The following is a 26,759-nucleotide window of genomic DNA, read 5'->3' as shown; positions in this document are numbered from 1 at the left end:
AACCACCCGCTTGCACGAGACCTATTTTCATTTGATAAATTCCCACGGTGATTGCTACTTATCCACTGTTGAACAATATAGCAATGGGACGTGAAAGAATCATCAAAAACCCTGCAACCCATTTTTCCTTCCTTTGGTTTGAAGTACCTTAAAAGAAATGGTGCCAAAAGCTAAGTACAGTAAAGATAAAACAATCAAGATGATGAATTCTTTTTTCAAGTCAAGCAATGTGTTTGTTTTCATGAGAAAATAGCGTGTGAGGTCCAACCCCCACGTAAATGGAAAAGCATATGCAAGATATTCCAGCACTTTTGGAAGAACATTCACAGGAAAAAACATACCACCAATCAGAGGAGCGGCATTACCAAGCAAACTCACCAGTTCGTCCCCTTCTTTGAATCTCAACGTGATGCCAAAAAACAGAAAGACAAGACCGAAAGAAGCGATTATGGAAAGAATAACAACACCCGCTGCAAGGGCAAACTCAACCAGGTTGAAGGTCATCAGATTCAGCAGCACTGCCAGGACGATTATCGGAACAGACTCCACGGTAACTTTCACAAGACCAAAAACCGACCACGAGAGGATGTACCCTATGGAACTCACGGGCATGATGAACAGTTCTTCCAGCTGTCCTATTCTCATGTAGTACCTCAAAGCAAAGACAGATCCCCAGAGTACCTCAACGTAGTTCCAGTAAGCTGCCCCTAGCAGGAGGTATCCGATGATGTTCTTCGTGTTCGTCGCACCGTAGAAAAACCGTACAAGGCCTGATTCTGTGCCAAAGTAATAGAGCAGGACAACGGGCATTATCGTCAGAAGGGGTGTGAGGAAAGCTCCATACCAGTCTATTCTGTATCTTTTCGCACTCAGGAAACTGGCTTTTGCAAGATACAGACTTCTCACCATGATTCCCATTCTCCTTTTTTTCGAATCTCGTTTTCTGCCTTTTTAAGCAACCATACTCCGAGGATCAGATAGGCAAAACTCAAACCTGTCAGTATCAGGAGTTGGGGAACAAAGCCACTCATGTTTCCGTTTTTTATTATGCTTCTTCCTATGGAGATGAGGTAGGTGAGCGGTATCATGTACGAGATGAGTCGAACGTAAGAAGGGAAATTCTCAACAGGATTGACCATCCCTGAGAGGACGCCAAAAAAGAATTGGGCAGTGGAATTTATGCTTCTGATTCTCTTCTTCCACAACGACAACGCTGCGAAAAATATCGAAAAGAATGTTATGTAAACACCGCTCACCGCCAGCAAAAGAAGAAAGTAAAGATGGATCTCAAGCTTTATACCGGAAAGGTAGAAGAAAAGCAATGTGAAGAATGTTATGTACAGGTTCATTAAGAATGTGTCAGCGGCTTTTGAGAACAAAAAAGCCAAAAGACTGATTGGAGCAAGTACCACGGAGATGAGGGCACCTTCTTCTCTTTCTTCTGTGAATCCGTCTCCCACCCCAAAGAAGTACTGGTTCAGCCAGTACCAGAGCAGGGCTCCTATCAACACGTTCTCTGCAAGCGAGTTCACATCAGCGATTCTGGAAGAAAACACATAAGGTCCTATGATGAAAAATGGTGTCAGAGCCATGTTCACCCACACGAACCTGTATTTAAGCCTTATCTTCATCTCCTTCAGAACCAGATGGAGTATCTTCCTCATCCATATTTCGCCCCCTGATGAGGTTTTCGAACACCTCATATACTTCGCTTCTTTCGCTGCGGATATCCTTGTATCTCACTTCCATCTGTACACGACCGTTTCTAAGAAGAACAACGCAGGCATTCTCGGGAAGAACGTGAAGTACATGACTTATCATTACGATAGTCAATCCCCTCCTGTTCCGTTCATCCAAAAAACCGACCATTTCACGCACCGACGGTGGATCCAGACCGTTGAGTATCTCGTCGATGAACAGTACCTCTGGATCGTGAATTAGCGCTTTACAAATCATCAACTTTTTCCTCATGCCCGTTGAAAACTCTTCGACGGGTTTGTCTTTGTATTCGAACAGACCGAATCTTTTGAGAAGCTCTTCCATTCGTTCTCTTCTGACTTTTTTCGGTACGCCGTATACACCCCCAAAGATATCGAGGTTTTCCCAGGCAGTGAGTTTCCAGTACAGACTTCTCTCGTTTGCAAGAACCACCCCTATTCTCGCAGATAGTTTCTTCCAGTGCTTTTTCACATCAACGCCGAGAACCTTCACTTCCCCATCGTCAGGAAGCAAGAGACCTATCATGATTTTCAGCAGTGTGCTTTTTCCCGAACCGTTCTCGCCGACGATTACCTTGAAGTCTCCCTCTTCTGCGTAAAAATCAACTTTATCGAGAACTCGAAGTTCTCCGAAGGATTTCCTGACACCGGACACTTCTACGACTTTTCTCATACCAACTTCACCCTTTCACGGAACTTTGAAAATAATCTCAAAAGTTCTGGATAAGAATTTTGATGAAAAACTTTCCAGCAATCTTTCTTTGTTTTCAAAATATAGGCGTTAAACCTACAGCCACCATTACATATAGGTAAATAGATACAGTCCTTACACTCGTTGTCAGTATTATCGTTTTCCATGAATTGAGAGTAACGCCTCAAAAAGTCTATTGGAGAATTAAGAAATTCACTGTAGGAACATATCCTAAACTCCTCTCTTCCCACTCCCGAAATACAATTGTACAAATCTCCGTTAGGAGCAACAACTAGATCTGTTTCCTTATGGTAGGTACATGGCCAGATGTTGAGAAAATCCAATAGGAAAATGTCCCGTTCTAGAGCAACTTTTATAGTATTTACATAAATATTTGCATACTCTGCAATATCAGGTATATTCTCGATCGTATAGGCACAAGAACTATTTGGATGACTTAGTAATCCAATGTTGAACAAAAATCTCTCTTTTATCGTATTTTTACCGAAGATGTCTATGAGCTCATCTATCATCATACCGTATTTTTCCTCTGAATTCATTCTGTCTAAAACAGTATGGATAACTATTGTTAAATTTGTTTTATTAAGTAATTTGTTTATGTTATCTATTATTACTTCCCAAGTCCCGTCGTAGTTTTGCGAGATCCTTCTTTTATCATGAATGTTTTTTGGCCCATCTATGGTTATTTGAATAAACCTGAATTTGGAATTACTTAGTACTTCAAACATATGATTAGAAAAACTCACACCATTTGTTATTATATTGTACTGCTTGATCGGCACTTGCTCTTTTTCAGCAATTCTAATAATTTCACTCAACTTTTCAGGATAGAGAGAAGGCTCTCCACCAAAAAATGTCACAGCAATGGTCTTCGTGTCAAACAGATCCATCAAGGCTAGCCATAAATTTACTCTATCTTGAGGAGAAAGTGAACCATTTCTTTCTTTATTATGTGGTTTGATACCTTGCTGCATACAATAAATGCAGTTTAAATTACAGTTCAATGTTATGACATCTGTTATTGATAAAACAGAGCGGTCATACTTGATTTTATTCGAAATATACTTGAACAATGCATACTCATTAATATGATTCTCCAATACAATACCTCTATCTACAAAAGTTGACAAGAGAAACTCCTCATTAGCACCGTTGAGTGCAGCTTGTAATCTTCTCAGCTCATCCACATTGGTTTCCGCATAACTTCTTAACAACACGTTATAAAGAAGGATCCGGTTCTTTTCTTGTACTTTAATGAGAAAATCCGAGAATTTGTACCCTGACATACAACCACCCCATTTTTGTAGAGTACTTAATAATCAAATATTCCTAGATATTCCTAATAGAGAAGGCGGCCGCCTTCTTTAAAAATTTCTAACCTCAGTCTAAGGAGTTACTACTGCACATCTTTGACTTCTGTTAGTGCATCCACCTAAAGGAATAGAATGGTTCGCGATTCGCTTAAGTACATTCATCCTTTGTCCCCCCTTTCATTCGATATTAGAAGCCTCGCGAGGCTTTTATTAAACCGTAAAATTTGATTTCCAGCCGTTAAATCTTCCGAGTGTGACTTCTCTAGCAGGAGGGTGTGAACAACAGTTTTTTTCCTCACTGTCGTTTGATAATCATCAGAAGGACTGGGAAACACAAGCGTGTATAAGAGAGAAAGCAGAATAACTATTGTGAGAATGATCCTTCTCACGATTTTCATCCCCCTTCCTCATTAGAACAGATCTTTTGTGACCTTTCAAATCTTCCTGGTTTTGAAAAGCCCTTTTTAAAGCGTTCTGCGATAAAGGATTTTCATTGAGATTTCATGTTTTGTGCAATTTCACTCCTAACGTTACACAGCAGTGTGATAAAATAGCGTAAAAATAATAGTTTTGGAGGGAAAGGATTGAAAAGTCATCAACTTTTGAAAGCACCATTTCAGCATGGATTTCTCTTCTCACGACCACTTGTTACATACTGCTTCAAAACATGCCATGATGCATCCTGGAAACATTACATAAGATTTCTGAAATACCGTCATGAAAAGCTTTATGAGGAGGCTCTCTCAGAAATAGATAGCGCAATAGATGAAAAGAAAGAAACTAGAAAGATTCACTTTGAAATACATCGAGATGAAAGAGCCTGACAGAAAATTCCTTGATAGATTTCTGAGGAACTACGGAAGGTACGATGGAGTGAGGTTTGGGATCAGGCTAAGGAAGCCGGATGTGGTGAGAGAGTTTGCAAAGAGGCACTCTCTCAAGGTTCAGCCCCTGTTTGTTGCCTTCTGGTGTGAAGAGGACGGCAGGGCAAGAAGAAGACTGGTGAGGATATTACACTGGATGACTCAAGAGTGATCGAGTGGGAAAACGGGTGTCAGTTTCTGTGCTTTTTCTTTCAGTATCTGCAGTTCTTCTTCGCTGATTTTTGTTCCCTGATTTTCAACGATTTGACACATCCACCAGAGAAATTCCTGGTGACTTGGACTCACAGCTGCGGTGACGGGCAGTGATAGTGTGAAGCGAAGTGCCATGGATGCTTCTTCGAAATCATCCACAGGATGATACCAGCATTTTTCCCAGCGTTTTTCTTCTCCTTCCTCCAGACGTCTTTTTGCCAGAGCCTTTATTGCCAGAATTCCCATGTTTTTCTCCCGGGCTTTGCTGTAAAGTCTTTTGCCAAATCCTTTTCCCAGCCAGCTTGCCCAGTTCAGTGGAAAAAGTACCGTATCGAAATCGAACCTTTCCAGCATCGAAAGTGCAGCTTCCTCACTGTGAGCAGAAAAACCGATGTACCTTATCAGTCCTTCTTCTTTTGCCTTCAAAAAGGCCTCTATAGCTCCATTCGGTGAAAAGATGGCCTCCACCTCATCGAGCGTGGTCACAGCATGGAACTGATAAAGGTCAAAGTGATCCGTCTGGAGTCTCTTCAGAGATTCGTTCAATTCTTTCCAGGCACCTTCTTTTGTTCTCTCCATCGTTTTACAGGCCAGAAACACCTGGTCTCTGTAAGGCTTCAGCGCTGGGCCAAGTTTTTCCTCGGCGTCTCCGTAGGAAGGAGCAACGTCGAAGTAGTTTATGCCCCTCTCGATCGCTCTGGCAACTATCTTTTTTGCAGATTCCACGGACTCGTTCATCACAACGATTCCGCCGAATCCGACCACAGAGAGCTTTTCACCTGTTTTCCCCAGAACTCTTTTTTCCACGGAAAATCCCCCCTTCAACGACTGGGTCTATTATACATCCAGGACCTTAATTTCTCCAAATTGTATCGATTTTAAATGGACATGGTATAAATGGGTTTGAGAGGTGATGAAGTTGGCAAAAAAATACTACGCTGTAAGAAAAGGAAGAGTTCCCGGGATCTACAAAACCTGGAAAGAGGCGGAAGAACAGGTAAAAGGTTTCCCGGGAGCCGAGTACAAAAGTTTTGAAAGACTGGAAGACGCGAAAGCCTATATGGAAGGAAAGAACGAGTGCATCTGTCCAGAACTGGACACAGAGACGATGATCGCCTACGTCGATGGAAGTTACGATGAGGTGTGCGGATCTGGAATTGTTTTGTGCTATAGAGGAAAAAAGGAAGAATACTACTTCTGGACGAACATCGAGGAGTTCAAAGACTCAAGAAACATCACCGGTGAAATTATGGCGGCACTCTTTGCGATGGATTACGCTCTCAAAAAGGGAGCGAGAAAACTCGTTCTCAGGTACGACCTTGAAGGTCTGGAAAAGTGGGCAACGGAGGAGTACAGGACAAACAAGCTGGTAACGAAGGTGTACAGACACTACTATCGAAAATTCTGTCAGATGGGACTGAAGGTGGTATTCGAAAAGATAAAAAGCCACTCCGGGAACTTCTGCAACGACGAGGCTGACAGTCTGGCAAAGAAAGCCAGCAAAAAAGAATCAAACGTCGAGTGGATGCCGGAGGATTTTGAGAGTATAATAAGAACACTGACTAAAAAAGGAGGATGTTTATGAAAAAAATAGTATAACAGGTGGAACGACCCTGATAGGCCTTGGAATTGGTTTTATTCTTTTCAGATACTCTGTGTTTTACTTTGCTACTGCATTCCTTATAGGAGTTGGCGTTGGATTACTTATCAAATATCTGGTGGAGAGAAAAAAAGATCAATGAGAACTGTTTAGATGTTCTTTGGATCGTACACCAGTACTGCAGAACCGCACGTTACGTAAAGTCCCTTGAAATTCCCGTAAAGGTCAGGGTTCACCTCTCAGAGAACCATCTATCACACCTTCGACGGCCTTTATCAGATCGTCCAGATAATCCGGGCCGAAGGGTTTCAGCTGAGTTCCTGTGAGATGCCCGTGGTAGATCTTTTCGAAGCTGTCAGTTTCTTTCAGTTTCTTGAGACTCTTCAGGTATTCCCTTAAAGGGAGACACCCAGGAAGGTGCATCCAGGTGTGACCGGCTCCCACGGAGTCCCCGCTGAAAAGAAGTCTGTTTTCTCTATCGAGGAGAACGATCGAGCCGGGCGTGTGTCCCGGAACTTCTATCACTTCAAGAGTTCTACCACCGAGATCGAACCTGTCACCTTCTTTCACGTTCAGAAAGTTTTCATAATTCACGTTTATTTTGAACAGTTCTATGATCTGGAAATCCCTGTGGTTGAGATACACCTTCTCAAATTGATTTGCCTGCATGATATGATCCCAGTGGGCGTGGGTGAGGACAACTTCGACAGGTTTTTCTGTAATGGATCTCACAAAGCCCTTCAAATCTCCTTCTCCCATTCCCGTGTCTACAAGAAGGGCTTTCTCTTCTCCTACCACGAGGTACATGCTGTCTCCCCTGTAATCTGCGATATGCCACACATTCGGCTCAAGAAGTGTGGCTCTGTATTCATCTTTCCTCATTTTTTCGCCTCCAGGAGTTTTGGAAGAATCACAAGGCTCATGAAAGAACTCACCGTCATGGTCACCCACATGATCGCAACAAGATAGGTGTGGAAGGTGAAAGGAGAGAGTATCAATGCGGAAAGTCCTATAGAGAGTCCGAACGCGTTGGCAAGAACGGGAGTGGACGCTATCCTGACAGTCTTTTCTATGTCACCGTAGTACCTGAACAGTTCCGTCACGTGTATAGCGTAGTCTATTCCCACACCTATCACTATTCCAGCCATGTTCGCGGTGATCAGATTGAGTGGGATCCCGGAAAGCCCCATGAAACCAAAGAGCGACACAAGAGAGATACCAACGGGAACGATCGCTTTCGCAGGATAAAGAAAACTTCTTTGAAACAGCACGAGCAGGAGAAAAACCATGCTGATAGCCAGAAACACAGAAAGTAGTTGCTGAGGTACTATCGAATCGTTCATCTCCTTTATGATGTAAGGAATGCCGGTGACCTGAAAACCGTGTTTCTCTACCACGTTTTCTACCTTCACCAAGATTTCTCTGTCCAGGTCGTTCAGAAAGACAAAAGCCCTTCCCGTGTTTCCGGAGACGAGATTTTCTGTGTACTCGTCTGGAAGGAGTCTTTTCAGTATCAGGGCTCTCGCGAGAATTTTCGGATATCCTTTTTCTTTGAAGAGGCGTTCGTTCAACTTCGAGATGATGTCGTACATCGAAAAGGCATCGAAACCTTCTTTCTTCAGATCTTCCTCCATGGACAGAACCTTCTGTGCGAAGGAAGGATCAAACAGGTTTTCCGACTCGAAAAGAATGTACACAGGAAGCGCCCTCCCGAAGACTTCCTCGATCTTCTCCACATTCTTTCTCACCCGTGTGTAGCTCTTGTAGAGTTTCAGGATGTTGAGATCGGCTTTCAGGAAAAACAGACCGGGAAGAAAGATGAGAACAGAGACGATTGTGACAACCAAGGCGCGTTTCGAAAGTTTCTGAAAGACGCGAAACACTCCGCTTTCTTTGTTTTTCGGTTCTACCTTCTCTACCCTCGAGAGGATCACGGGGAGGACGATCCAAGTGGAGACACCGGCGAGCCCTATACCGATCGACGCGAGCACTCCCATCTGTTTCATGGATTCGGAGTTCAACGTGAGAAAAGAAAGAAATCCGGCCATCGTGGTGAGGGTAGTCAGTATCATCGCCCTTCCAACGCTTTCAAGGGTATTCTTTACCGCGTTGAACGTGGTTTCTCCCTCTCTTTTTCTCTCGAGAAAATGAGAAACGAAGTGAAGACCATCAGCGCTACCCATAACAATGGTGAAGATGGGTACCAGAAAAGTGATTATCGAAAGATCCTGGCCGAACCATCCCATGACGATGCCGAGTGTCCAGAGAGCAGCGAAACCAGCTGGAATGAGAGAAAAGATCGCGTATTTGAACCTTCCAAGCTGTACTCTGAACACGTTCAAAAGAAGAACGACCGCAAAGGGTGGTAGCGTGAAGATCATGAAAAGAAGATAGCGAAATATCTGGTCTTCCAAGTACTGAGTTCCGGACAGATAATGCTCGTAGTCCGAGAGAACCTTTTCGATTTTTTCAGGTGGAACGCTCTCTTCGGGTAGTATCATGAAAAGGGCGTAGTATCCATCATCTGTTTTCTTCACGTTGAGAAGGTCCTTCACGCTCTGAACATAACTCAGAAAATCTTCGTACTCCTTTTCTGCCATGCCTTTTGTTTCCACGAGCCTGAAGCCGACGGGGAATTTCTCTGGAACGGGTGTTATGACCGTTTTAACACCTTCTATAGAGGAGAGCCTTTCTTTGATCTCAAAGACCTTGTTCAGTCCTTCCCTGCTCAGAGGGTCCGTGTTCATCTTCACCATCACCGCGAGCTGTTCTCCGCTCTTGAAGATGGTGTTCATCCTGTCATAGATCTCTTTCTGATGGGATTTCTGCGGCATCAAAATGGAGAACTCCGTTGTGAAGTGGAGTCTGAAAAGGCCAAAGAGTGCTAAAATATTGATCACAAGAACGAGAGCGAATATTCTCTTTCTGTTTTTGAAAACAAAAGAGGTGTACTTTTCGAACAAGAGGATCCCTCCCCACAGATTTCAATTCTATCAGAAAGGAGAGTGAAGATTCGTGTGGCATATCTTTGAACGTTTCGTGAACGAATACGAGCGGTGGTTTCTGGTCCACAGGTTCGCGTACCTTTCCGAACTGCAAGCGGTGAAGTGCCTTCTTCCAGAAGGGAGAGGTGTGGAAATAGGTGTAGGAACGGGAAGATTTGCCGTTCCTCTCAAAATAAAGATCGGAGTGGAACCTTCAGAGCGCATGGCAGAGATAGCAAGAAAGCGAGGCGTGTTCGTTTTGAAGGGTACAGCGGAGAACCTTCCCTTGAAGGATGAAAGCTTCGATTTCGCGTTGATGGTGACAACGATCTGCTTTGTGGATGATCCGGAAAGGGCGTTGAAAGAAGCCTATCGTATCCTCAAAAAGGGTGGGTATCTCATCGTCGGTATCGTGGACAGGGAGAGTTTTCTTGGAAGAGAATACGAAAAAAACAAAGAAAAGAGCGTTTTCTACAAAAACGCTCGATTCTTCTCAACGGAGGAACTGATGGATCTGATGAGAAAAGCGGGTTTTGAAGAATTCAAAGTCGTCCAAACTCTCTTCAAACACCCATCGGAGCTCAGTGAGATCGAACCGGTTAAGGAAGGCTACGGTGAAGGTGCTTTTGTGGTGATAAGAGGAACGAAGAAATGACTTTTCTTTGAATTTATTGAGAAATGTTCGCAATAATATATGTTTATGGTATATAATAAAACCGTGGAGGGATATGCATGACGAAGATAACTGTTCTCAGCGGAAAGGGAGGAACAGGAAAGACCACCGTTTCTGTCAACATGGCAAAAGCGCTCTCGGAAAGTTACAGGGTGCAGCTTCTCGATGCGGACGTGGAGGAACCCAACGATCACATCTTTTTCAACGTCGATGTTTCTTTCGAAGAGCCAGTCCACCTGATGATTCCGGTTGTGGACAACTCCGTGTGTATTCGATGCGGTGAGTGTGCAAGCACCTGTCAGTTTGGAGCCATATCCGTCTTTCCGAGCGGAACGTTCGTTTTCGAAAGTCTCTGTCATGGGTGCGGTGCATGTTCTATAATGTGTCCCGTCAACGCGATCTCCGAAAGGCCAAAGGAGATAGGAAAGATAAGATTTGGAACGGCCGATGGAAACATCTCGTTCGGTATGGGGATTCTGAACATCGGAGAGCGAACGGGAGTTCCCGTCATCAGGAAGTTGAAAAAGCACATCGATGAGAAAGCGGATGTTGTGATCGTTGACGCTCCTCCGGGCACGTCCTGTCCTGTCGTGGAAAGCTTGAGAAACACAGATTTCGCTCTATTGGTAACCGAGCCGACCGCTTTTGGCCTTCACGACTTGAAACTGGCAGTCGAGCTCACAAAAGAGATGGGGATACCCTCCGGTATCGTTGTCAACAGATACATTCCAGGTAACACCATCATCGAAGAGTTCGCCGATGAAGAGGGAATACCTGTTCTTCTGAAGATACCGTTCAAAAGGGAGATAGCTTCTCTCTGCGCCGAAGGAAAGCTGATTGTCGAGGCCTTCCAGGATATGAAAAAAGACTTCCTGGAGCTGTTCGAAAAGATCGAGGTGATGGTTCGATGAAGCAGATCGCTGTCGTGAGTGGAAAAGGTGGAACAGGGAAAACAACGTTCACCGCGTCTCTCGGGGTTCTTCTTGAAAATTCCCTGCTCGCAGATTGTGATGTCGATGCGTCCAACCTCTACATCCTGTTTCCCGGAGATCCCGTGGAAGAGCACGAATACTACAGAGGGAAGAAGGCCGTTATAGATCAAGAGAAGTGTGACAGATGTGGTATTTGTGAAAGGGTGTGCAGATTCGACGCGATAATCCCGGGTGAGAAATACGGAGTTGACCAGTACGCTTGCGAAGGGTGCAACGCGTGTGTGGTTTCCTGTCCCAGAAATGCCATCACTCTGGTTCAGTCCCTCGCTGGAAGGTATTTCTTCGCCTGGTCTGGAGGCAAACCCATTGTTTACGCCCGGCTGAGCCCCGGTGAAGAAAATTCCGGTGGACTCGTAGCGGAAGTTCGCAAGCTCGCTCTCGAGAAAGCGAAAGAACTGAAACGAGACTATGTGATCATAGATGGGGCTCCCGGTATAGGGTGCTCTGCCACGTCGTCTATCGTCGGAGTGAACTATGTGGTTGTTGTCACTGAGCCAACCATGTCCGGACTTCACGACCTCAAGAGAATCGTGGAAACGTTGAAGTGTCTCAAGAGAGAATTTGGAATAGTGATCAACAAGTACGATATAAACTCGGTCGTGTCTCGAGAGATAGAGGATTACTGTTTGAGTGAAGGGCTCGATTTACTGGGGAAAATCCCGTTCGACGAAACGGTGGTGAGGGCTTCTGTGGAGTGTAAACCGGTGGTTACGTACGAAAACAGTCCCGCTGCAGAGTCCATAAAGAAGATAGTTGAGAAGATCATAGAGAAAATTTCTTGAGGAGGTGGCATCATGGCAAGGGTAGCGATTCCATCTGTGGGGAAGGATCTGTCTTCCATGGTGAGCGATAGATTCGCCAGGGCAGAGTATTTCATCATCTATGACACGGAGTCTGGAAATGTGGAAGTCGTTGAAAACACCATCGCCGATGCGCATGGGACAGGCCCGAAGGTTGTTCAAAGTCTCGTTTCGAAGGGAGTAGAGTATCTCATAGCCTCGAATGTCGGCAGAAACGCGTTTGAGACTTTGAAGGCGGCTGGAGTGAAGGTCTATCGGTTCGAAGGAGGAACGGTTCAGGAGGCAATCGACGCTTTCAGCGAAGGAAGGCTCGAGGAGTTGACGACCTTCACCAGAGAGGGGTGAGGATGTGCCCTGGGTGAATTCGAAGTGTGTTGGCTGTGGAAATTGTGTCAAAGTGTGTCCAGTTGAAGGTGCAATTAGAATAGAGAACGGAAAGGCCGTTATCGACAACTACAAGTGTATTCGATGTGGAAAGTGCTTCGATGCATGCCCTGTTGGAGCCATCAGACCTAATTATGAGAATCCCGCGCTGAGAGGAATGGGAAGAGGTTTTGGAAGAGGGCTTGGAAGAGGTTTCGGCAGAGGCATGGGAAGAGGATACGGTAGAGGGCGAGGAAGATGGGATGAGTTCTAACAGCCGTGTGTACGGGATCGTTCCCTCTAAGAGGCTCGGCAGATCTCTCGGTGTCTCCCCTATTCCGTTCAAAACGTGCACGTATTCGTGCGTGTACTGCCAGCTTGGAAGAACAACGAACTTCACCGTGAAAAGGCAGACGTTCTTTCCGTTGAAGGTGTTCGAAGAAGAGTTGAAAGGGTTCGTGAAGAGGCACCGGTATGATTTCGACGTGGTGAGCATCGTTGGAGAGGGTGAACCCACTCTCTACACTCCCCTCGATGCCCTGATAGATCTGTGCAAATCGATCACCGGAAAACCCGTTGTACTCATAACGAACGGATCACTCTTCTGGAGTGAAAAAGTCAGGAAAGAGGCGAAGTTGTCGGACATAATAATGCCCACACTCTCTGCGTGGGACGAAAAGAGCTTCAGGACGATCCACAAACCTCACAAAAATCTGTCGTTTCAAAAAGTGTTCGAGGGTTTGAAAAAGTTTCGAAGAGAGTACAGCGGTGAGATCTGGCTCGAAGTGATGCTGGTGAAGGGATTGAACGATTTCGCACTGGAAGAATTAAAAGAAAAGATCTCGCAGGTAGAGTCGGACAGGGTTTATGTGAACGTTCCTGTGAGACCTCCGGCAGAGGGATGGGTTGAACCTCCAGATGAGGAAACGATAGAGAAAGCAAAAGAGCTTTTCAATGCCGCATCGATAGAAACTCCCGCAGCAAGTAGATTCATCGCTGCAGGAGAAGGAATCGATGCCGTTTTGAACGTGATCAAGCGTCATCCCATGAACGAAGAGGAGGTAAGAGATCTTTTGACTTCACAGAAGATCGATCCCAAACCGGTTTTGGAAAAACTCAGATCCTGCAAAAATGTGAAAATCATCGAGTACAGCGGCCGAAGATACTACAGATACACTACAGCAGAATGATCACCGCCAGAAACTCAAGGTCTGTGTTTCCTGTATTCTCTATCGAATGAGACTCTCCAGAATCCGTGAAGCACACGTCTCCTGCTTTTATGGGAACGTCCTTTCCGTTGTCGTGGAAGACGCCTTCTCCCAAGAGGATGTAGTAGATTTCGAATTCCCCCTCGTGTTTGTGAAGCCCCACGGAAGATCCGGGAGGGAGTTTCATTCTGGCAAAGAGTCTTGCTTTGTTGTGCATAGCTTCTTTGGAGAGAAGATGTGCCATTTCCACTTCACCTTTCCCACCGCGCATGTTAGAAATCCTTTCAGGGGTGATTTCAGAAGATCTCACGACCATACCTGTTCCCTCCTTCATCGATTTTTCTGACTTTGAGTATATCACACATCACAATCTGAAAGAGCCAGTTTTTCCCTCAAAAAATGTTTATGCAAATTTTCCTTCTGTTAACCATGTTACACACAACATGTGGTATCATGTTTTCAAAACATACAACAAATGGAGGTGAAAAGGGTTGAAGGCTTACGCGTTCGGTTTTCCGAAGATAGGAGAAAAGAGGGAATTCAAAAAGGCTCTGGAGGATTTCTGGAAGGGAAAGATCACGGAAGAACAGTTCGAGGAAGAGATGAACAAACTCAGAATGTACATGGTGGAAAACTACAGAAAGAACGTCGATGTGATTCCTTCAAACGAACTTTCCTACTACGACTTTGTGCTCGACACAGCGGTGATGGTGGGGGCAGTTCCGGAGAGGTTCGGTGAGTACAGAGGACTTTCAACGTACTTCGATATGGCGCGCGGTGGAAAGGCTCTGGAAATGACCAAATTCTTCAATACCAACTATCACTACCTCGTTCCGGAAATAGAAACCGAAGAGTTCTATCTTCTCGAAAACAAACCTCTTGAGGATTATCTGTTCTTCAAATCGAAGGGAATAGAAACAGCACCGTGGGTGATAGGTCCTTTCACTTTCCTGTACCTTTCCAAAAGAAACGGCGAGTGGATCAGAAGACCAAATCAAATGGAAAAACTGCTGGAAAGCCTCGTTTCTGTTTACAAAGAAGTATTCGAAAAGCTCGTGGAAAATGGCTGTAAGGAGATTCTCGTGAACGAACCCGCTTTCGTCTGCGATCTTGAAAAGGCCCACTGGGATCTGATACTGAACGTGTACCGTGAGCTTTCAGAATTTCCACTGACTGTTTTCACCTATTACGACAGCGTTTCCGACTACGAAGCGTGCGTCTCCCTTCCGGTGAAGAGACTTCACTTCGATTTCGTTTCGAACGAAGAAAATCTGAAAAATCTCGAAAAACACGGGTTCCCGGAAGACAAAAAACTCGTGGCTGGTGTGATAAACGGCCGCCAGCCCTGGAAAGTGGATCTCAGAAAGGTGGCATCGCTGGTAGAAAAACTCGGTGCGAGTGCCATCTCAAATTCCTGCCCACTCTTTCATCTTCCAGTGACTCTGGAACTGGAAAACAATCTGCCAGGCGGATTGAAGGAAAAACTTGCCTTTGCAAAAGAAAAGCTCGAAGAGCTAAAAATGTTGAAAGATTTCCTGGAAGGCAAAACATTTGACCTTCCTAACGTGTCTTTTGAAGATTTCGCGGTGGACCTCCAAGCTGTTGAGAGGGTAAGAAATCTTCCAGAAGATTCGTTCAGAAGGGAGAAAGAATACACCGAGCGCGACAGAATCCAAAGAGAAAGACTGAACCTTCCACTCTTTCCAACAACGACCATTGGCTCTTTCCCGCAGACTCCTGAAGTGAGAAAGATGAGATCAAAATACAGAAAGGGAGAAATTTCCAAAGAAGAATATGAAGCTTTCATAAAGGAACAGATAAAAAAGGCTATAGAACTTCAGGAAGAAATAGGACTCGACGTTCTTGTGCACGGTGAGTTTGAAAGAACCGACATGGTTGAGTTCTTCGCTGAGAAGTTGAACGGCATCGCCACTACTCAGAACGGCTGGGTTCTCTCCTACGGTTCGAGGTGTTATCGCCCACCAATCATATACGGCACCGTCACACGACCAGAACCCATGACGCTCAAAGAAATCACCTACGCTCAGTCTCTCACGGAAAAGCCCGTCAAAGGAATGCTCACAGGACCCGTCACCATCATGAGCTGGAGCTACTACAGGGAAGACATCCCAGAGAGAGAAATAGCCTACCAGATAGCCCTTGCGATAAACGAAGAAGTGAAGGATCTGGAAGAGGCGGGAATAAAAATCGTGCAGATCGACGAGCCCGCGTTCAGAGAAAAAGCACCCATCAAAAAGAGTAAATGGCCTGAGTACTTCGAATGGGCGATAAACGCCTTCAACCTGGCGGCCAACGCGAGACCGGAAACACAGATCCACGCCCACATGTGCTACTCGGATTTCAACGAAATAATTGAGTACATCCACCAGCTGGAGTTCGACGTGATCAGCATTGAGGCTTCGAGGAGTAAAGGTGAGATCATTTCTGCCTTTGAAAATTTCAAGGGATGGATCAAGCAGATCGGTGTTGGTGTTTGGGACATCCACTCTCCTGCTGTTCCCTCCATCAACGAAATGAGGGAAATAGTCGAAAGAGTTCTCAGGGTACTGCCTAAGGAGCTGATCTGGATTAATCCCGACTGCGGTCTCAAGACGAGAAACTGGGACGAAGTAATTCCATCGCTCAGAAACATGGTAGCGCTTGCAAAGGAGATGAGGGAAAAATTTGAAAGTTGAGGGGGACTTGTCTTTTCGCGGGAATGTATTATAATGATTTCGAAAGAAGAAACGGGACAAAAAAGTACTTGACAAACAGAAACAGTTTGTGGTATAATACAAGATGGTTGAAAAAATTCAAGGGAAGAATAAACAGCTCCGGCGCAATGCCGGAGCGATTTTTTTTAGATCGTAGTTTCATTTCTCTCTTAGACTTTGTTTGCGGTCAATTTTCCCGTTAGAATCGCCATGGGTACACCCGCAGGTTGATATGCCCACTGACCGGCCTTGTAGATATCTGGAAAGGGAGTTAGAGGCGACTTCGACAGATTTTTATAGAGTTTTTCGCTGAATGCCCAGCCAACGACAGAACCATCGATGTGCCCACATATCTTTCTATAGTCAAAGGAGTTGAAGAGAACTTAAAAATCGCCTTATCTTTCAAACTGAGGCATACCGTTTCCGATAGCGTTTCTATCGCTTTCTAGAATCATTTTGAACTTATCGTACCAACCAGAATCGTATATCATCTTCACCAACTGGTAGTCAAAGAAAAAGTTTACTATGACTCCTGTTTTTCCTTCCAGCGCTAATTTCCTGTTTCTCAGCACAGGAATAGAAATTTCGTATGAAGTATGTTTGCAAAATCTGTCGATCCAACGGGATATTTCTTCTTCGTTGAAATTTTTCCTCAGTGAATCCTTTAAATTTTGGAGCTCAGTTCGTTCGATTTCACCTACGCCTTACCTGGATGGTGTATAAAAGAAATGCGCGTTCGATATTTTCTCAAAATCCTCTGGTGGTTTATCTACGGCCATGAAAACTTTGACAACTGATTCAGCAGTTTTACCAGGGAGTACTCTGCTTTTTTCCCTTGCAATCTTTATCTAGATCTTGAACACAATGTTTTTCGAGTAGTACGGAAGCAGATGAAACCGCTTGGATTTTCTTTTTTCGTCATATGTTTTCTCTCAAAGTTTTATTAACTCTTCGAAACTTGTTATCCTCTGCCCTTGATCTTCCATCATTTCACCCTATTATTCTGCTGCATGGACTTCAATGCTTCTCTTTTTTTTCTGTATTCAAGTATCGGTGCATCGCCCGGAATTAAATTTTCACCCATTCGAAGCTCGCTTCTTTTTGGAATCTGGGTTTCAACAACACGTTTATCCTGGTGAAGCACTATCTTGTTGAAAGGTTTTCCTAAAACCGCTATCAATTTATCTAAAAACTTGATTCCAGTAAGACCCACGTAAAATCTCAGATAGATCATCGTATGATCGTCGTCTATGGGAGTAAATGCAGCCGTTACCCTGATTTTTTCGGATATATGATTCTGCCAAATGTTTGGAAATTTAAACTCGAGATAAACCTTGCTCTTTCTTTTTGGATCCATCTCTTCTGGTTTTCGAGCTGGTGTGCCATCATCGATTCTATTGAACACGTAGAAATAGAACATTTCGTCATCCTTCCATTCAACTATTGGACCATCGACAACTGTTCTGTTCCCTCTGCCTATTGTGTTGTAATGTACGAAGGGAAGGTGTATGGGATCAAGTTGATTTTCTATTGCCCTTGAATAATGAACGTTCCAAACTTCTTTAAACTCTGTGTAGACCAGTTCATCAGTTATATCATCGAAGTACTTTGGTGGTTTTTCTGGTTCCCTATCGCCGTACCAGATCCATATGAAATCTGCTAACTCATAGGTCGGGTAAGATTTCACCCTGAAATTTTCGGGTACTGGTGTGTTTCTTCCGTTTGCTGGAATGGTCCGTACTCTTCCTTGCGAATCGTATTCGAATCCATGGAAAGGACACATTACACGCTCTCCATTACTAAGAACCTTTCCGTGTGAAATAGAAGCACCTCTATGGCAGCAAATATCTGAGATGCAATGAACCTTTCCATTGCTGTCTCTCCAGAAAGCGAGTTTTTCACCAAACCTTGTAACACCTATCAACTGGCCTTTCTTAAGCTCTCTGGAAGACAGTACAACGTACCACTGGTTTTTTATCATGTCTTTTATACCCCCTTAAGATACCTTCTTAGTTCCAAACGGTGTTTATAAAATACAATCAAAAAATTTCCAAAGTAGAGTATAGCCAGTTCGGGCATACCGTTGAAAACCTTCCACATCGTGTAAATTAACAGTGCGGCAAATCCTATCATAACCCTGAAGGCATCTTCTTCCGGCGTTGTTTTGTTTTTGCCTCTTAACCTGTGGAGTATCGAAAAAATTGTGAAAACAGTTCCAAGAACCATGGGTCCTTCCCACTTTGTCAGAACAGACCAAGCTCCAAAGGTCGTTGCGATAGCCTTTCCACCTTTGAATTTCAGAAAAGGTGAAAACGCGTGACCGAGTATTCCAGAAAGTGCTGCAAATGCGATAACATAACGATTTACATGGAAGGATTCGTTCCATACGAAAAATGCTATGGGGAAAGTACCTTTGAAATAATCAAGCATCAGAGCTGGAAAACCGTATTTCCAACCAGCTGCACGCCACAAATTTGATGAACCAGGATTTCCATCTCTAATTTTTCTTAGATCGATACCCTTTATCTTTGCGATTATGTGAGAATACATAACCGCCCCGGATAAAAATTGAATTGTTATTAGAAAAAAGTTTAACATCAATTTTCTCTCCTCCAACGCTATCTTATTTTTATTTCTCTTCCGCGCCACGTGACCTTTTTTAGCACCAGTGTTTTGTAAAGTGAATGGAAAAAGACGGCAGCGAAGAAGGTGAAATGCAACGGATATAGAAAGGCATCGTACCACCTGTAGTCCCCCAGAGGCTTAGAAAGCAAATAGACAATCAGGGAAAATATGAAATATATCATAGACCACCAAAGCGGTGTTCTAAAGGACGTGAAGGAGTAATAAAAACCAGAAATCCATATCAAAGCGAGTAGGAAGCTCAAAATCCCGCCGGTCAAGGCACCTGAAGAAATGTTTTTCGAAAATCCCTCAGACAGTTGTCTGGACCCTTCTGGATACATTCTGAACTTTATAATCCCATTTCCTAAGAAATTCATCACCTTGATCCCGTTTTTTATGATCTTCAAGAACAGAATCTTTGATAGCTGCATGGCCGCCTGTTTTCATATAATCCCTTCGCGAAGTCAGTATCACAGGGCCAAAAGCTCCTTTTGGCCTTTTTGATGGAAAGCCGAGCATGTTACTCGCGTAGACGATCATTAAGTTGAACACCAAATTCAAGTGCTCATAGAACCTCTCGAATCTCTGATAAGGCCAGACGGAAATCAATCCAGGATGTTTCTTATGGATCTCAACAAGAACCTCAATCGCTCCTTCTTCAGGCTCTACATCTGCATCCATGAATATCAGAATTTCTCCACTTGAGTTTTGATATCCGTTCCAGATTGCCCAGGTCTTTCCTACCCAATTTTTTGGCGGATCTTTGGTTAGTCTGATCAATATGAATCTTTCAAAAGCGTCTTTGAAATTTTCTGCTACAGCGCTTGTTCTATCTGTAGAGTTGTCATCAACAACGATAACTTCGTGCGGTTTAACCCTTTGTATGCTTAAAAGTTTCAGAATTTTTCCTATGTTTTTCTCTTCATTTCTTGCAGGTATTATAACAGAGATTTTTCCTACCGGTTCCTTGGAAAAACCGTTGGTGTGAAGGAACCGCTTTCTGGAGAAAAAAAAGTAAAGTAAGGATATCAGGAGAGATGAAAATACGATCACAATGTGTAGTAGATTTGGTTCCATTATTTCACCCCAGTTTCACGTATTCTCTGTTCGCCTCCAGTATCTCTTCGAGAAGGTCTTTTGCGTCCTCCACATCGGGTCCGAGAGGATGGGAAAGCAAAGCCTTTAGAGCGAGTTTTTTCGATCTCTTCAGATACGCTTCTATTGTGAGTCGCTCGTACATCTTCACCGCGTGGATGAAAGAAAGAGCAAAGTGATCTCCTTTTCCCTGCGAGAGCGTGTGAACCCTGCCGGATCTCACATAACACGGGATCTCCAGAACGTAATCATCCGGGAGGTTCTCGATCGAGCCGTTGTTTCTCGTGTTCACGATGTGTATCTTTCCTTCGTCGGTTTCGAGGTCTCTTATCAGGTGAGCTGCCGCTGTGGAATACATGCTGCCACCGCGTTTTGTGAGTTCCTCCGGTATCTCGACAGCGGTTCTGTACTTCTCGAAGAGTTCTTTCTCTATCTTCATCACTTCCCTTGCTCTGAGCTCGTGTGTGGAGATCTTTTTGAACATCTTCTTCTCCATCAGGTAGTACCTCAGGTAAGGATTCACAATGAGTCTCACCGAGTCGTAGAACCACGTCGGGAAATCCTCGTCTGGTATGTTGGAGAGCTTCAGCTTCAGGTTCTCGAAAACCTTTTCCGTCACGTCTTCACCTTTTACGAAGACCTTCTCTATGAAGCTCAGATGGTTGAGGCCGTAGTACTTCAGGAACACGTCTTCGAGCCTTGCTGAGAACATCTCTGCGATCTCCCGGATGAAGTTTATGGGAACGTTGCAGAGACCTATGAATTTTTCGTATTCGAGGTAGTTTCTCACGAACTCCGTAATGTGGCCGGATGGGTTGGTGAAGTTTACGATGGTCGCGTTCGATGTTTTTCTCACGGTATCAACGTACTCTTCTACTATGGGAAACGCCCTCAAAGCCGCTGAAAATCCCCCAACCCCCGTTGTCTCTTGACCTATGAGACCGTACTTCAGCGGAATGCCTTCGTCGTTTTCTCTACCTTTGAGTCCGCCGGGTCTGAACTGAAAGATCACGTACTTCGCGTCCACGACAGCACCCTCGAAGGTGTCGCTTATGAGCACCTTGAACCTGTCTTTGACGAGTCTCTTCACGAAATCAACGACGATTTTCTGCTTTTCTTCGTCGATGTCGTAGAAGATCACCTCGTCGATGCGAACATCCTCGGAAATGTCGAGAAGTCCCTTCACCAGCTCCGGGGTGTAGCTGCTTCCCCCACCTATCACCGCAATTCTCATTTCTTCACCTCCCTGAGGTAGTTCCTCACCAGTCTGTTGTAAAGGTCCTCTGTTACTCTCAGTCCCACCCGTTCCATTGCAAACAACACGGCACCGATCACAGGGTCGTGCTCCGGTATGACGATTTCGTACTCTCTACCAATTGCGCTCTCTATCATGTTTATCAGAAGTGAAGGAGCGTTCTTGAAGAAGCTTCCCTCCAGGATCAGTTTGATGGGAGGTGTGAAGTTCAGTGCCTTTCTATGCGCGTCGATGATTTTTTTCACTTCAACCACGATCTCATCGAAAATTCTGAGAGAAACCGCATCACCTTTTTCGGCGCATCTGAACAGTGCCTGATTCACTTTCTTGACCAGCTCCGCTGTGTATCCTCCTTCGTAGTCGTATCTCAGAAGGTTCTCCACCGGGCCGATCTCTTTTTCCACCTCATCAACGAGCGTTGTCCAGTCGTCTCTGCCGTCCTTCGCCCTCATCACAGCGGAGGTCACAAGAGAAGCGATGTAGTGTGAACCGAGTCTCTCACCCAGTGAAAAAGAAAGTCCTCCTATTCTGTTCACCCTTCTGCCGTCCGATGCGTAGGAGATGCTACCTGTTCCACAGCTCACCATGATGCCGATGTCGTCGAAAACCCCCGATCTCAGGGCTATCCTTCCGTCGTTGTCGAAGTCGAATTTTTCAAGACCGAGCTTTTCCAGTATTTCTCTCACGATCTTCATCTCGTAGTCGAAGTCTGCTCCCGCGTATCCAAAGAAGGCAAAATCGATCTCTTTTCTGGTCTTTCCTGCCCTGTCCAAAATGGCTTCGATCACATCTTTGAGATTCCTGACAGCATTTTCTTTTCCAACGACCTGATAGTTCGCTCCTTTTCCTTTGTAAATAGCCAGGACGTTTCCCTGTTCATCGCTGAGAACGGCCAGTGTTTTCGTTCCCCCCACATCCACTCCGAGAAAGAGCAATCTCTTCACCTCCCCATCATAGTATAATCGTTTCGGGGTGGAAAACATGAAAAAAATCATTCTCGCTCTGCTTGTGATCGTCTCCGTTCAGATGATGGGAGACGTCTTCGTGAGTTTTTCCTACGATTTTTCGGAAGGAGAAACCGTGTCGTCTGTGGGCATGGACACTGGAGAGTTCACAGCGGGAGTGGAACTCTGGGATTTTTCCTCCATATGTTTCTTCGTCGGTGCTGTGAGGAATCTGGATCTGGGGGATTTCATGTTTACCCTTGAGACAAGGGTGGGCTTTTCTTCAAAACCCTATCTTGCCGTCGTCAATTTTTTCTGGAAAAAGCACGAAGGAGTGAAATGGGGCTTTGGTTATTCAATAACGCTGAAGGACTCGAGCATCAGATTTCCGCTGTTTGTGAGACTGGGGTGGTGAAGAGTGGATTATCTCGAATCACTCGATTTTCCAAAAGTTGTGGAGATAGTAAAGAAATACGCGCTCTCTGACCTGGGAAGAAAACATCTGGACACTCTCAAACCGACGGTGAATCCGTGGGACGAGCTCGAACTCGTGGAGGAGCTTCTGAACTATTTTAACAGGTGGGGAGAGCCTCCCATAAAGGGATTGAACGATATCTCTCAGGAAGTGGAGAAGGTGAAGTCCGGCTCCCCTCTGGAACCGTGGGAACTTCTTCGTGTCTCCGTGTTTCTCGAAGGCTGTGACATCCTGAAGAAAGAATTTGAAAAGCGTGAATACAGCAGACTCAAAGAGACCTTCTCCAGGCTCAGCTCCTTCAGAGAGTTCGTAGAAGAGGTGAACAGGTGCATAGAACAGGATGGAGAGATCTCGGACCGTGCGAGTCCCAGATTGAGGGAGATCAGAACGGAAAAGAAGCGTCTTTCCAGCGAGATAAAGAGAAAGGCCGATGATTTCGTCAGGACGCACTCTCAGATCCTTCAGGAACAGATGTACGTTTACAGGGATGGAAGGTATCTCTTCCCCGTGAAGGCTTCCATGAAGAACGCGGTGAGGGGGATCGTTCACCATCTTTCCTCTTCCGGGGCCACCGTCTTTCTGGAGCCCGACGAGTTCGTCGAACTGAACAACAGAGTGCGTCTTTTAGAAGAGGAGGAAAGACTGGAGATCAGCAGGATCCTGAGACAGCTGACGAACATACTCCTTTCCAGGCTCAACGACCTTGAGAGGAACGTGGAACTCATAGCGCGTTTCGACTCCCTCTACGCGAGGGTGAAGTTCGCAAGAGAGTTCAACGGAACCGTCGTGAAACCTTCTTCGCGGATAAGGCTTGTCAACGCAAGACATCCGTTGATACCAAAGGAGAGAGTGGTTCCAATAAATCTTGAGCTTCCACCCAACAAAAGAGGTTTCATCATAACGGGTCCAAACATGGGCGGAAAGACCGTGACTGTGAAAACTGTTGGTCTTTTTACTGCCCTCATGATGAGCGGCTTCCCTCTCCCCTGTGATGAAGGAACGGAGCTGAAGGTCTTTCCAAAGATCATGGCGGACATCGGTGAGGAGCAGAGCATAGAACAGAGCCTCAGCACCTTCTCGTCACACATGAAGAAGATCGTGGAGATCGTGAAGAACGCCGACAGCGATTCACTGGTCATCCTCGACGAGCTGGGCTCGGGGACGGATCCGGTGGAAGGAGCCGCCCTCGCCATCGCGATAATAGAGGATCTTCTGGAAAAAGGAGCGACGATCTTCGTAACCACACACCTCACACCCGTGAAGGTCTTTGCCATGAACCATCCTCTGCTTTTGAACGCCTCCATGGAGTTCGATCCGGAAACCCTCTCACCAACTTACAGGGTCCTGGTTGGTGTTCCAGGGGGCTCTCACGCTTTCCAGATAGCAGAAAAATTGGGACTCGACAAACGTATAATCGAAAACGCCAGGTCGAGACTCTCTCGGGAGGAGATGGAACTCGAGGGACTCATAAGGTCTCTCCACGAGAAGATCTCGCTTCTCGAAGAGGAGAAGAGAAAACTCCAGAAAGAACGCGAAGAGTACATGAAACTGAGAGAGAAATACGAAGAAGACTACAAAAAGCTGAGAAGAATGAAAATAGAAGAGTTCGACAAAGAGCTGAGGGAGCTCAACGATTACATCAGAAAGGTCAAGAAGGAACTCGATCAGGCGATACACGTGGCAAAAACTGGCAGCGTTGACGAGATGAGAGAAGCGGTGAAGACGATAGAGAAAGAGAAGAAAGATCTGGAGCAAAAGAGAATCGAAGAAGCGACCGAAGAAGAAATAAAACCCGGAGATCACGTGAAAATGGAAGGTGGAACCTCTGTGGGGAAGGTCGTTGAGGTGAAAAGTGGCACCGCCCTTGTTGACTTTGGCTTTCTCAGATTGAAGGTGCCCGTGTCGAAACTGAGAAAGACGAAAAAAGAAGAGAAGAAAGAAACTTCAACGTTCTCTTACAAACCTTCGAGCTTCAGAACGGAAATAGACATAAGGGGTATGACGGTTGAAGAAGCGGAGCCGGTTGTGAAGAAGTTCATCGATGACCTGATGATGAACGGCATCAGCAAGGGATACATAATACACGGAAAGGGCACCGGAAAGCTCGCATCTGGAGTATGGGAAATACTGAGAAAGGACAAAAGAGTGGTTTCTTTCAGATTCGGAACACCTTCTGAGGGGGGAACGGGTGTCACGGTGGTGGAGGTGAAAGTGTGATCTTCGCTCTCGATGTGGGTACCAGAAAGATAGCAGGTTTGATCGCCGTCGAGGAGAAAGGTACGATCAGAATCGTGGATTCTGAACTGATAGAACACAAAACACGCACGATGTTCGACGGTCAGGTTCACGATGTGCTCGGAGTGGCGGAAACGGTGAAAGAGGTGAAAGAAAGACTCGAGTCGAGGAACGAAATCGAACTGAAAGAGGTGGCTGTAGCCCTCGCGGGAAGGTTCCTGAAAACTCAAGTAGGTGAGGCGGAGCTGGATTTTTCCAAGGTCGGACACATCACCCGCGAAGACGTTATGAAGCTTGAAATAGAAGCGGTGACTAAAGCGCAGGAAAGTGTAGAAGAGGACTTCTTCTGTGTGGGATACTCCGTCGTCGAGTACAGACTCGACGGAATGTGGATGAAAAAGCTTGAGGGACACAGAGGCGGGAAGGCTTATGTTAAGGTGGTCTCTGCTTTCCTTCCCGTTCACGTTGTGGATTCCCTGATGAGGGTTCTGGAGACTGTGGGACTCACTCCGGTTCACGTGACGCTGGAGCCGATAGCGGCGATGGATCTAACCGTCCCGGAGGATCTCAGGTATCTGAACATATCTCTCGTCGATGTGGGCGCGGGAACGAGCGACATAGCTATCTCGAAGGAAGGAACGGTGGTGGCCTACGGAATGATTCCCATGGCGGGTGACGAGATAACGGAAGCCATAGGAAAGAAATTTCTGCTCGACTTTCAGACGGCGGAACACGTGAAGAGAACCGTTTTTTCAGAAGAAAGAGTGAAGGTGAAGAATATACTGGACAGAGAAATCGAGTTGAACGTCCGGGAGGTCTCCGAAGCGATAAAACCTGTGGTGGATCAGATCACAACGGAGATCTCAACGGTCGTGACAGAGCTGAACGGTGGAGCCCCCTCTGTTGTGATGGTGGTCGGCGGCGGCGCGAAGGTACCGGGTTTTGTGGAAAGTCTTGCCAGGAAGTTGGATCTTCCTCTTGACAGGGTATCTCTGAAGAGTGTAGAAAGCACCGGTCTTGTTGAGGATCTCACCGGAAAGGTCAAAGGAAGCGAGTACATCACTCCTGTGGGAATCGCTTACAGTGCCATGAGAAACAGGGGATCCGTTTTCTCTCAGGTCTTCGTGAACGGGGTTCCTGTAAAGCTCATGGGAGGAGTGGGCAGGTACTCGGTCATGCAGGTTCTCATACAGGCGGGATACAGGTTCTCCTCGCTCGTAGGTGGAGAAATGATTTCCTTTGAACTAAACGGAAAAACCCTCTTGAGGCCAAAGAGAAGAACCTCCGTGAAGATTTTCGTGAACGGCGAAGAGGCGAATCTCTCCTCCAGAGTGAAGCATGGTGACAGGATAGATATTCAAACCGAAGAGGAAGAAACTCCACTGAGAATAAAGGACCTTGTGAAACCTGTGAAAGTGAAACTTCCCGATGGAGGTGTGGAGGAGGTCTTCCCGGAGATCGTGAAGAACGGAACGCCAGTACCACCCGATGCTGACGTAGAAGAAGGAGATGTGGTGAGCTTTCCGGAAAAGATAAAGATCTCCGAGATAAAGTCAAAGATCTCCTACGGAAAGACAAGAATCGTGGTGAACGGCGAAGAGAAATGGATCTCCCTCGTGAATTTTGATCTTCTCAAAGGGGAAGTTCCTTTGAAAGACGATGAAGAAGTGCCGCTCGGAGAAGAGATCGACCTCGTTGAAAAGGGAAGGAAAACACTGGAGGAAGCACTTGAAGTTCCCCACATCACTGTCTCGTTCAACGGCGAATTGAAGAAGATTCCTTTGAAAATCCTCCACAGGATAGACGAAGAAAGAGTGGAACTGAAAGACTTCAAACCCATGGTGATAGACCTTCTCAAGGATTTGAAGTTGGACGGACTCAAGGACTACGAACTTCTCAAAAACGGAAGGAGAGCCATGTTCACTGAACTGCTCGAGGATGGGGACGTGATCGAGTTCAGAATAAAAAAGTGAGGGG

Annotated in this window: 26 protein-coding genes and 1 pseudogene; 12 read left to right on the top strand and 15 right to left on the bottom strand. The window is 45.5% G+C overall.

The window, feature by feature from the left end; all coding sequences use genetic code 11:
* Nucleotides 1–102 precede the first annotated feature (102 nt).
* The 5 genes from TM_RS06615 to TM_RS06595 all read right to left on the bottom strand — a co-directional run bounded on the left by TM_RS06615 (nucleotide 103) and on the right by TM_RS06595 (nucleotide 4,141).
* Entirely contained in the window at nucleotides 103–909 is an 807-nt protein-coding gene (locus tag TM_RS06615) for an ABC transporter permease (protein ID WP_004079915.1), read from the bottom strand.
* Nucleotides 903–1,664, bottom strand: coding sequence for an ABC transporter permease (locus TM_RS06610; protein WP_004079916.1), 762 nt, complete (start codon nucleotides 1,662–1,664; stop codon nucleotides 903–905). The genes TM_RS06615 and TM_RS06610 overlap by 7 nt, the downstream gene beginning before the upstream one ends.
* Nucleotides 1,615–2,391, bottom strand: coding sequence for an ABC transporter ATP-binding protein (locus TM_RS06605; RefSeq protein ID WP_004079917.1), 777 nt, complete (start codon nucleotides 2,389–2,391; stop codon nucleotides 1,615–1,617). Before TM_RS06605 ends, TM_RS06610 begins: the two co-directional genes overlap by 50 nt.
* Nucleotides 2,388–3,716, bottom strand: coding sequence for a radical SAM/SPASM domain-containing protein (locus TM_RS06600; protein ID WP_004079919.1), 1,329 nt, complete (start codon nucleotides 3,714–3,716; stop codon nucleotides 2,388–2,390). Before TM_RS06600 ends, TM_RS06605 begins: the two co-directional genes overlap by 4 nt.
* A 185-nt stretch (nucleotides 3,717–3,901) precedes the next feature.
* Complete coding sequence (locus TM_RS06595) at nucleotides 3,902–4,141, bottom strand: hypothetical protein (protein WP_004079921.1); 240 nt, start codon at nucleotides 4,139–4,141, stop codon at nucleotides 3,902–3,904.
* A 367-nt stretch (nucleotides 4,142–4,508) separates the two neighbouring features.
* Between TM_RS06595 and TM_RS06590 the strand changes: the two are divergent.
* A pseudogene (locus TM_RS06590) lies at nucleotides 4,509–4,778 on the top strand (hypothetical protein); the annotation flags it as partial.
* Here the strand turns inward: TM_RS06590 and TM_RS06585 are convergent.
* Entirely contained in the window at nucleotides 4,769–5,626 is an 858-nt protein-coding gene (locus TM_RS06585) for an aldo/keto reductase (protein ID WP_004079927.1), read from the bottom strand. The pseudogene TM_RS06590 and the gene TM_RS06585 sit on opposite strands and share 10 nt — an antisense overlap.
* Nucleotides 5,627–5,738: 112 nt before the next feature.
* On the opposite strand from TM_RS06585, the gene TM_RS06580 reads away from it, so the two are divergent.
* Complete coding sequence (locus TM_RS06580) at nucleotides 5,739–6,404, top strand: viroplasmin family protein (protein ID WP_004079928.1); 666 nt, start codon at nucleotides 5,739–5,741, stop codon at nucleotides 6,402–6,404.
* 240 nt (nucleotides 6,405–6,644) lie between these two features.
* Here TM_RS06580 and TM_RS06575 read toward each other — a convergent pair whose 3' ends face one another.
* Nucleotides 6,645–7,301: an MBL fold metallo-hydrolase gene (locus TM_RS06575; protein ID WP_010865299.1), complete on the bottom strand. Its 657-nt coding sequence runs from the start codon at nucleotides 7,299–7,301 to the stop codon at nucleotides 6,645–6,647.
* Nucleotides 7,298–9,382 carry an efflux RND transporter permease subunit gene (locus TM_RS06570; protein ID WP_004079930.1) on the bottom strand — a complete coding sequence of 695 codons (2,085 nt, stop codon included), beginning with the start codon at nucleotides 9,380–9,382 and terminating at the stop codon, nucleotides 7,298–7,300. Before TM_RS06570 ends, TM_RS06575 begins: the two co-directional genes overlap by 4 nt.
* 52 nt (nucleotides 9,383–9,434) lie before the next feature.
* On the opposite strand from TM_RS06570, the gene TM_RS06565 reads away from it, so the two are divergent.
* The 6 genes from TM_RS06565 to TM_RS06540 all read left to right on the top strand — a co-directional run bounded on the left by TM_RS06565 (nucleotide 9,435) and on the right by TM_RS06540 (nucleotide 13,421).
* On the top strand, nucleotides 9,435–10,058 hold the full coding sequence (locus tag TM_RS06565) for a class I SAM-dependent methyltransferase (protein ID WP_004079931.1): 624 nt from the start codon (nucleotides 9,435–9,437) through the stop codon (nucleotides 10,056–10,058).
* Between the two features lie 77 nt (nucleotides 10,059–10,135).
* A complete protein-coding gene (locus tag TM_RS06560) occupies nucleotides 10,136–10,987 on the top strand; it encodes an ATP-binding protein (RefSeq protein WP_004079932.1) in 852 nt (283 codons plus the stop codon).
* A complete protein-coding gene (locus TM_RS06555) occupies nucleotides 10,984–11,850 on the top strand; it encodes a P-loop NTPase (RefSeq protein WP_004079937.1) in 867 nt (288 codons plus the stop codon). The genes TM_RS06560 and TM_RS06555 overlap by 4 nt, the downstream gene beginning before the upstream one ends.
* 12 nt (nucleotides 11,851–11,862) lie before the next feature.
* A complete protein-coding gene (locus TM_RS06550) occupies nucleotides 11,863–12,213 on the top strand; it encodes a NifB/NifX family molybdenum-iron cluster-binding protein (RefSeq protein ID WP_004079939.1) in 351 nt (116 codons plus the stop codon).
* A 4-nt stretch (nucleotides 12,214–12,217) separates the two neighbouring features.
* A complete protein-coding gene (locus TM_RS06545) occupies nucleotides 12,218–12,505 on the top strand; it encodes a DUF362 domain-containing protein (RefSeq protein ID WP_004079944.1) in 288 nt (95 codons plus the stop codon).
* The gene (locus TM_RS06540; RefSeq protein WP_227738396.1) at nucleotides 12,423–13,421 is read left to right on the top strand and encodes a radical SAM protein; all 999 of its coding nucleotides are present in this window, start codon (nucleotides 12,423–12,425) and stop codon (nucleotides 13,419–13,421) included. Before TM_RS06545 ends, TM_RS06540 begins: the two co-directional genes overlap by 83 nt.
* On the opposite strand, the gene TM_RS06535 is transcribed toward TM_RS06540, so the two are convergent.
* A complete protein-coding gene (locus TM_RS06535) occupies nucleotides 13,408–13,755 on the bottom strand; it encodes a cupin domain-containing protein (protein WP_004079948.1) in 348 nt (115 codons plus the stop codon). The genes TM_RS06540 and TM_RS06535 overlap by 14 nt on opposite strands.
* Before the next feature lie 175 nt (nucleotides 13,756–13,930).
* Here TM_RS06535 and metE point away from each other — a divergent pair, with 175 nt between their 5' ends.
* Entirely contained in the window at nucleotides 13,931–16,135 is a 2,205-nt protein-coding gene (gene metE / locus TM_RS06530; protein WP_004079949.1) for a 5-methyltetrahydropteroyltriglutamate--homocysteine S-methyltransferase, read from the top strand.
* Between the two features lie 413 nt (nucleotides 16,136–16,548).
* Here metE and TM_RS06525 read toward each other — a convergent pair whose 3' ends face one another.
* From TM_RS06525 to TM_RS06500, 6 genes are all read right to left on the bottom strand, one after another.
* On the bottom strand, nucleotides 16,549–16,725 hold the full coding sequence (locus TM_RS06525; protein WP_015646156.1) for a hypothetical protein: 177 nt from the start codon (nucleotides 16,723–16,725) through the stop codon (nucleotides 16,549–16,551).
* A gap of 413 nt (nucleotides 16,726–17,138) precedes the next feature.
* The gene (locus TM_RS06520) at nucleotides 17,139–18,134 is read right to left on the bottom strand and encodes an aromatic ring-hydroxylating oxygenase subunit alpha (protein WP_004079950.1); all 996 of its coding nucleotides are present in this window, start codon (nucleotides 18,132–18,134) and stop codon (nucleotides 17,139–17,141) included.
* A gap of 5 nt (nucleotides 18,135–18,139) precedes the next feature.
* On the bottom strand, nucleotides 18,140–18,898 hold the full coding sequence (locus tag TM_RS06515) for a glycerol-3-phosphate acyltransferase (protein ID WP_227738395.1): 759 nt from the start codon (nucleotides 18,896–18,898) through the stop codon (nucleotides 18,140–18,142).
* 189 nt (nucleotides 18,899–19,087) lie between these two features.
* Nucleotides 19,088–19,855, bottom strand: coding sequence for a glycosyltransferase family 2 protein (locus tag TM_RS06510; protein ID WP_004079952.1), 768 nt, complete (start codon nucleotides 19,853–19,855; stop codon nucleotides 19,088–19,090).
* A gap of 4 nt (nucleotides 19,856–19,859) precedes the next feature.
* The gene (gene bglT / locus TM_RS06505; RefSeq protein ID WP_004079953.1) at nucleotides 19,860–21,107 is read right to left on the bottom strand and encodes a 6-phospho-beta-glucosidase BglT; all 1,248 of its coding nucleotides are present in this window, start codon (nucleotides 21,105–21,107) and stop codon (nucleotides 19,860–19,862) included.
* Nucleotides 21,104–22,063 (bottom strand): N-acetylglucosamine kinase, encoded by a 960-nt coding sequence (locus tag TM_RS06500; RefSeq protein ID WP_004079954.1) that lies wholly within the window; start codon nucleotides 22,061–22,063, stop codon nucleotides 21,104–21,106. Before TM_RS06500 ends, bglT begins: the two co-directional genes overlap by 4 nt.
* A 46-nt stretch (nucleotides 22,064–22,109) precedes the next feature.
* Here TM_RS06500 and TM_RS06495 point away from each other — a divergent pair, with 46 nt between their 5' ends.
* Genes TM_RS06495 through TM_RS06485 form a run of 3 tightly spaced genes read left to right on the top strand, consistent with a single transcriptional unit; the run spans nucleotide 22,110 to nucleotide 26,755 of the window.
* Nucleotides 22,110–22,487 (top strand): hypothetical protein, encoded by a 378-nt coding sequence (locus TM_RS06495; RefSeq protein WP_004079956.1) that lies wholly within the window; start codon nucleotides 22,110–22,112, stop codon nucleotides 22,485–22,487.
* Between the two features lie 3 nt (nucleotides 22,488–22,490).
* Entirely contained in the window at nucleotides 22,491–24,764 is a 2,274-nt protein-coding gene (locus tag TM_RS06490) for an endonuclease MutS2 (RefSeq protein WP_004079958.1), read from the top strand.
* Complete coding sequence (locus tag TM_RS06485; RefSeq protein ID WP_004079959.1) at nucleotides 24,761–26,755, top strand: cell division protein FtsA; 1,995 nt, start codon at nucleotides 24,761–24,763, stop codon at nucleotides 26,753–26,755. Before TM_RS06490 ends, TM_RS06485 begins: the two co-directional genes overlap by 4 nt.
* The last annotated feature ends 4 nt before the right edge of the window (nucleotides 26,756–26,759 follow it).

Origin of the sequence: Thermotoga maritima MSB8, from assembly GCF_000008545.1 — a bacterium.
GTDB lineage: Bacteria > Thermotogota > Thermotogae > Thermotogales > Thermotogaceae > Thermotoga > Thermotoga maritima.
This window is presented reverse-complemented; position numbering and strand designations above follow the sequence as displayed.

Bases quoted from the DNA above. Each gene is read 5' to 3' on its own strand.
- TM_RS06615 (WP_004079915.1), bottom strand. From the start codon at position 909: ATGGTGAGAAGTCTGTATCTTGCAAAAGCCAGTTTCCTGAGTGCGAAA.
- TM_RS06610 (WP_004079916.1), bottom strand. From the start codon at position 1,664: ATGAGGAAGATACTCCATCTGGTTCTGAAGGAGATGAAGATAAGGCTT.
- TM_RS06605 (WP_004079917.1), bottom strand. From the start codon at position 2,391: ATGAGAAAAGTCGTAGAAGTGTCCGGTGTCAGGAAATCCTTCGGAGAA.
- TM_RS06600 (WP_004079919.1), bottom strand. From the start codon at position 3,716: ATGTCAGGGTACAAATTCTCGGATTTTCTCATTAAAGTACAAGAAAAG.
- TM_RS06595 (WP_004079921.1), bottom strand. From the start codon at position 4,141: ATGAAAATCGTGAGAAGGATCATTCTCACAATAGTTATTCTGCTTTCT.
- TM_RS06575 (WP_010865299.1), bottom strand. From the start codon at position 7,301: ATGAGGAAAGATGAATACAGAGCCACACTTCTTGAGCCGAATGTGTGG.
- TM_RS06560 (WP_004079932.1), top strand. From the start codon at position 10,136: ATGACGAAGATAACTGTTCTCAGCGGAAAGGGAGGAACAGGAAAGACC.
- TM_RS06555 (WP_004079937.1), top strand. From the start codon at position 10,984: ATGAAGCAGATCGCTGTCGTGAGTGGAAAAGGTGGAACAGGGAAAACA.
- TM_RS06550 (WP_004079939.1), top strand. From the start codon at position 11,863: ATGGCAAGGGTAGCGATTCCATCTGTGGGGAAGGATCTGTCTTCCATG.
- TM_RS06535 (WP_004079948.1), bottom strand. From the start codon at position 13,755: ATGGTCGTGAGATCTTCTGAAATCACCCCTGAAAGGATTTCTAACATG.
- TM_RS06520 (WP_004079950.1), bottom strand. From the start codon at position 18,134: ATGATAAAAAACCAGTGGTACGTTGTACTGTCTTCCAGAGAGCTTAAG.
- TM_RS06510 (WP_004079952.1), bottom strand. From the start codon at position 19,855: ATGGAACCAAATCTACTACACATTGTGATCGTATTTTCATCTCTCCTG.
- bglT (WP_004079953.1), bottom strand. From the start codon at position 21,107: ATGAGAATTGCGGTGATAGGTGGGGGAAGCAGCTACACCCCGGAGCTG.
- TM_RS06495 (WP_004079956.1), top strand. From the start codon at position 22,110: ATGAAAAAAATCATTCTCGCTCTGCTTGTGATCGTCTCCGTTCAGATG.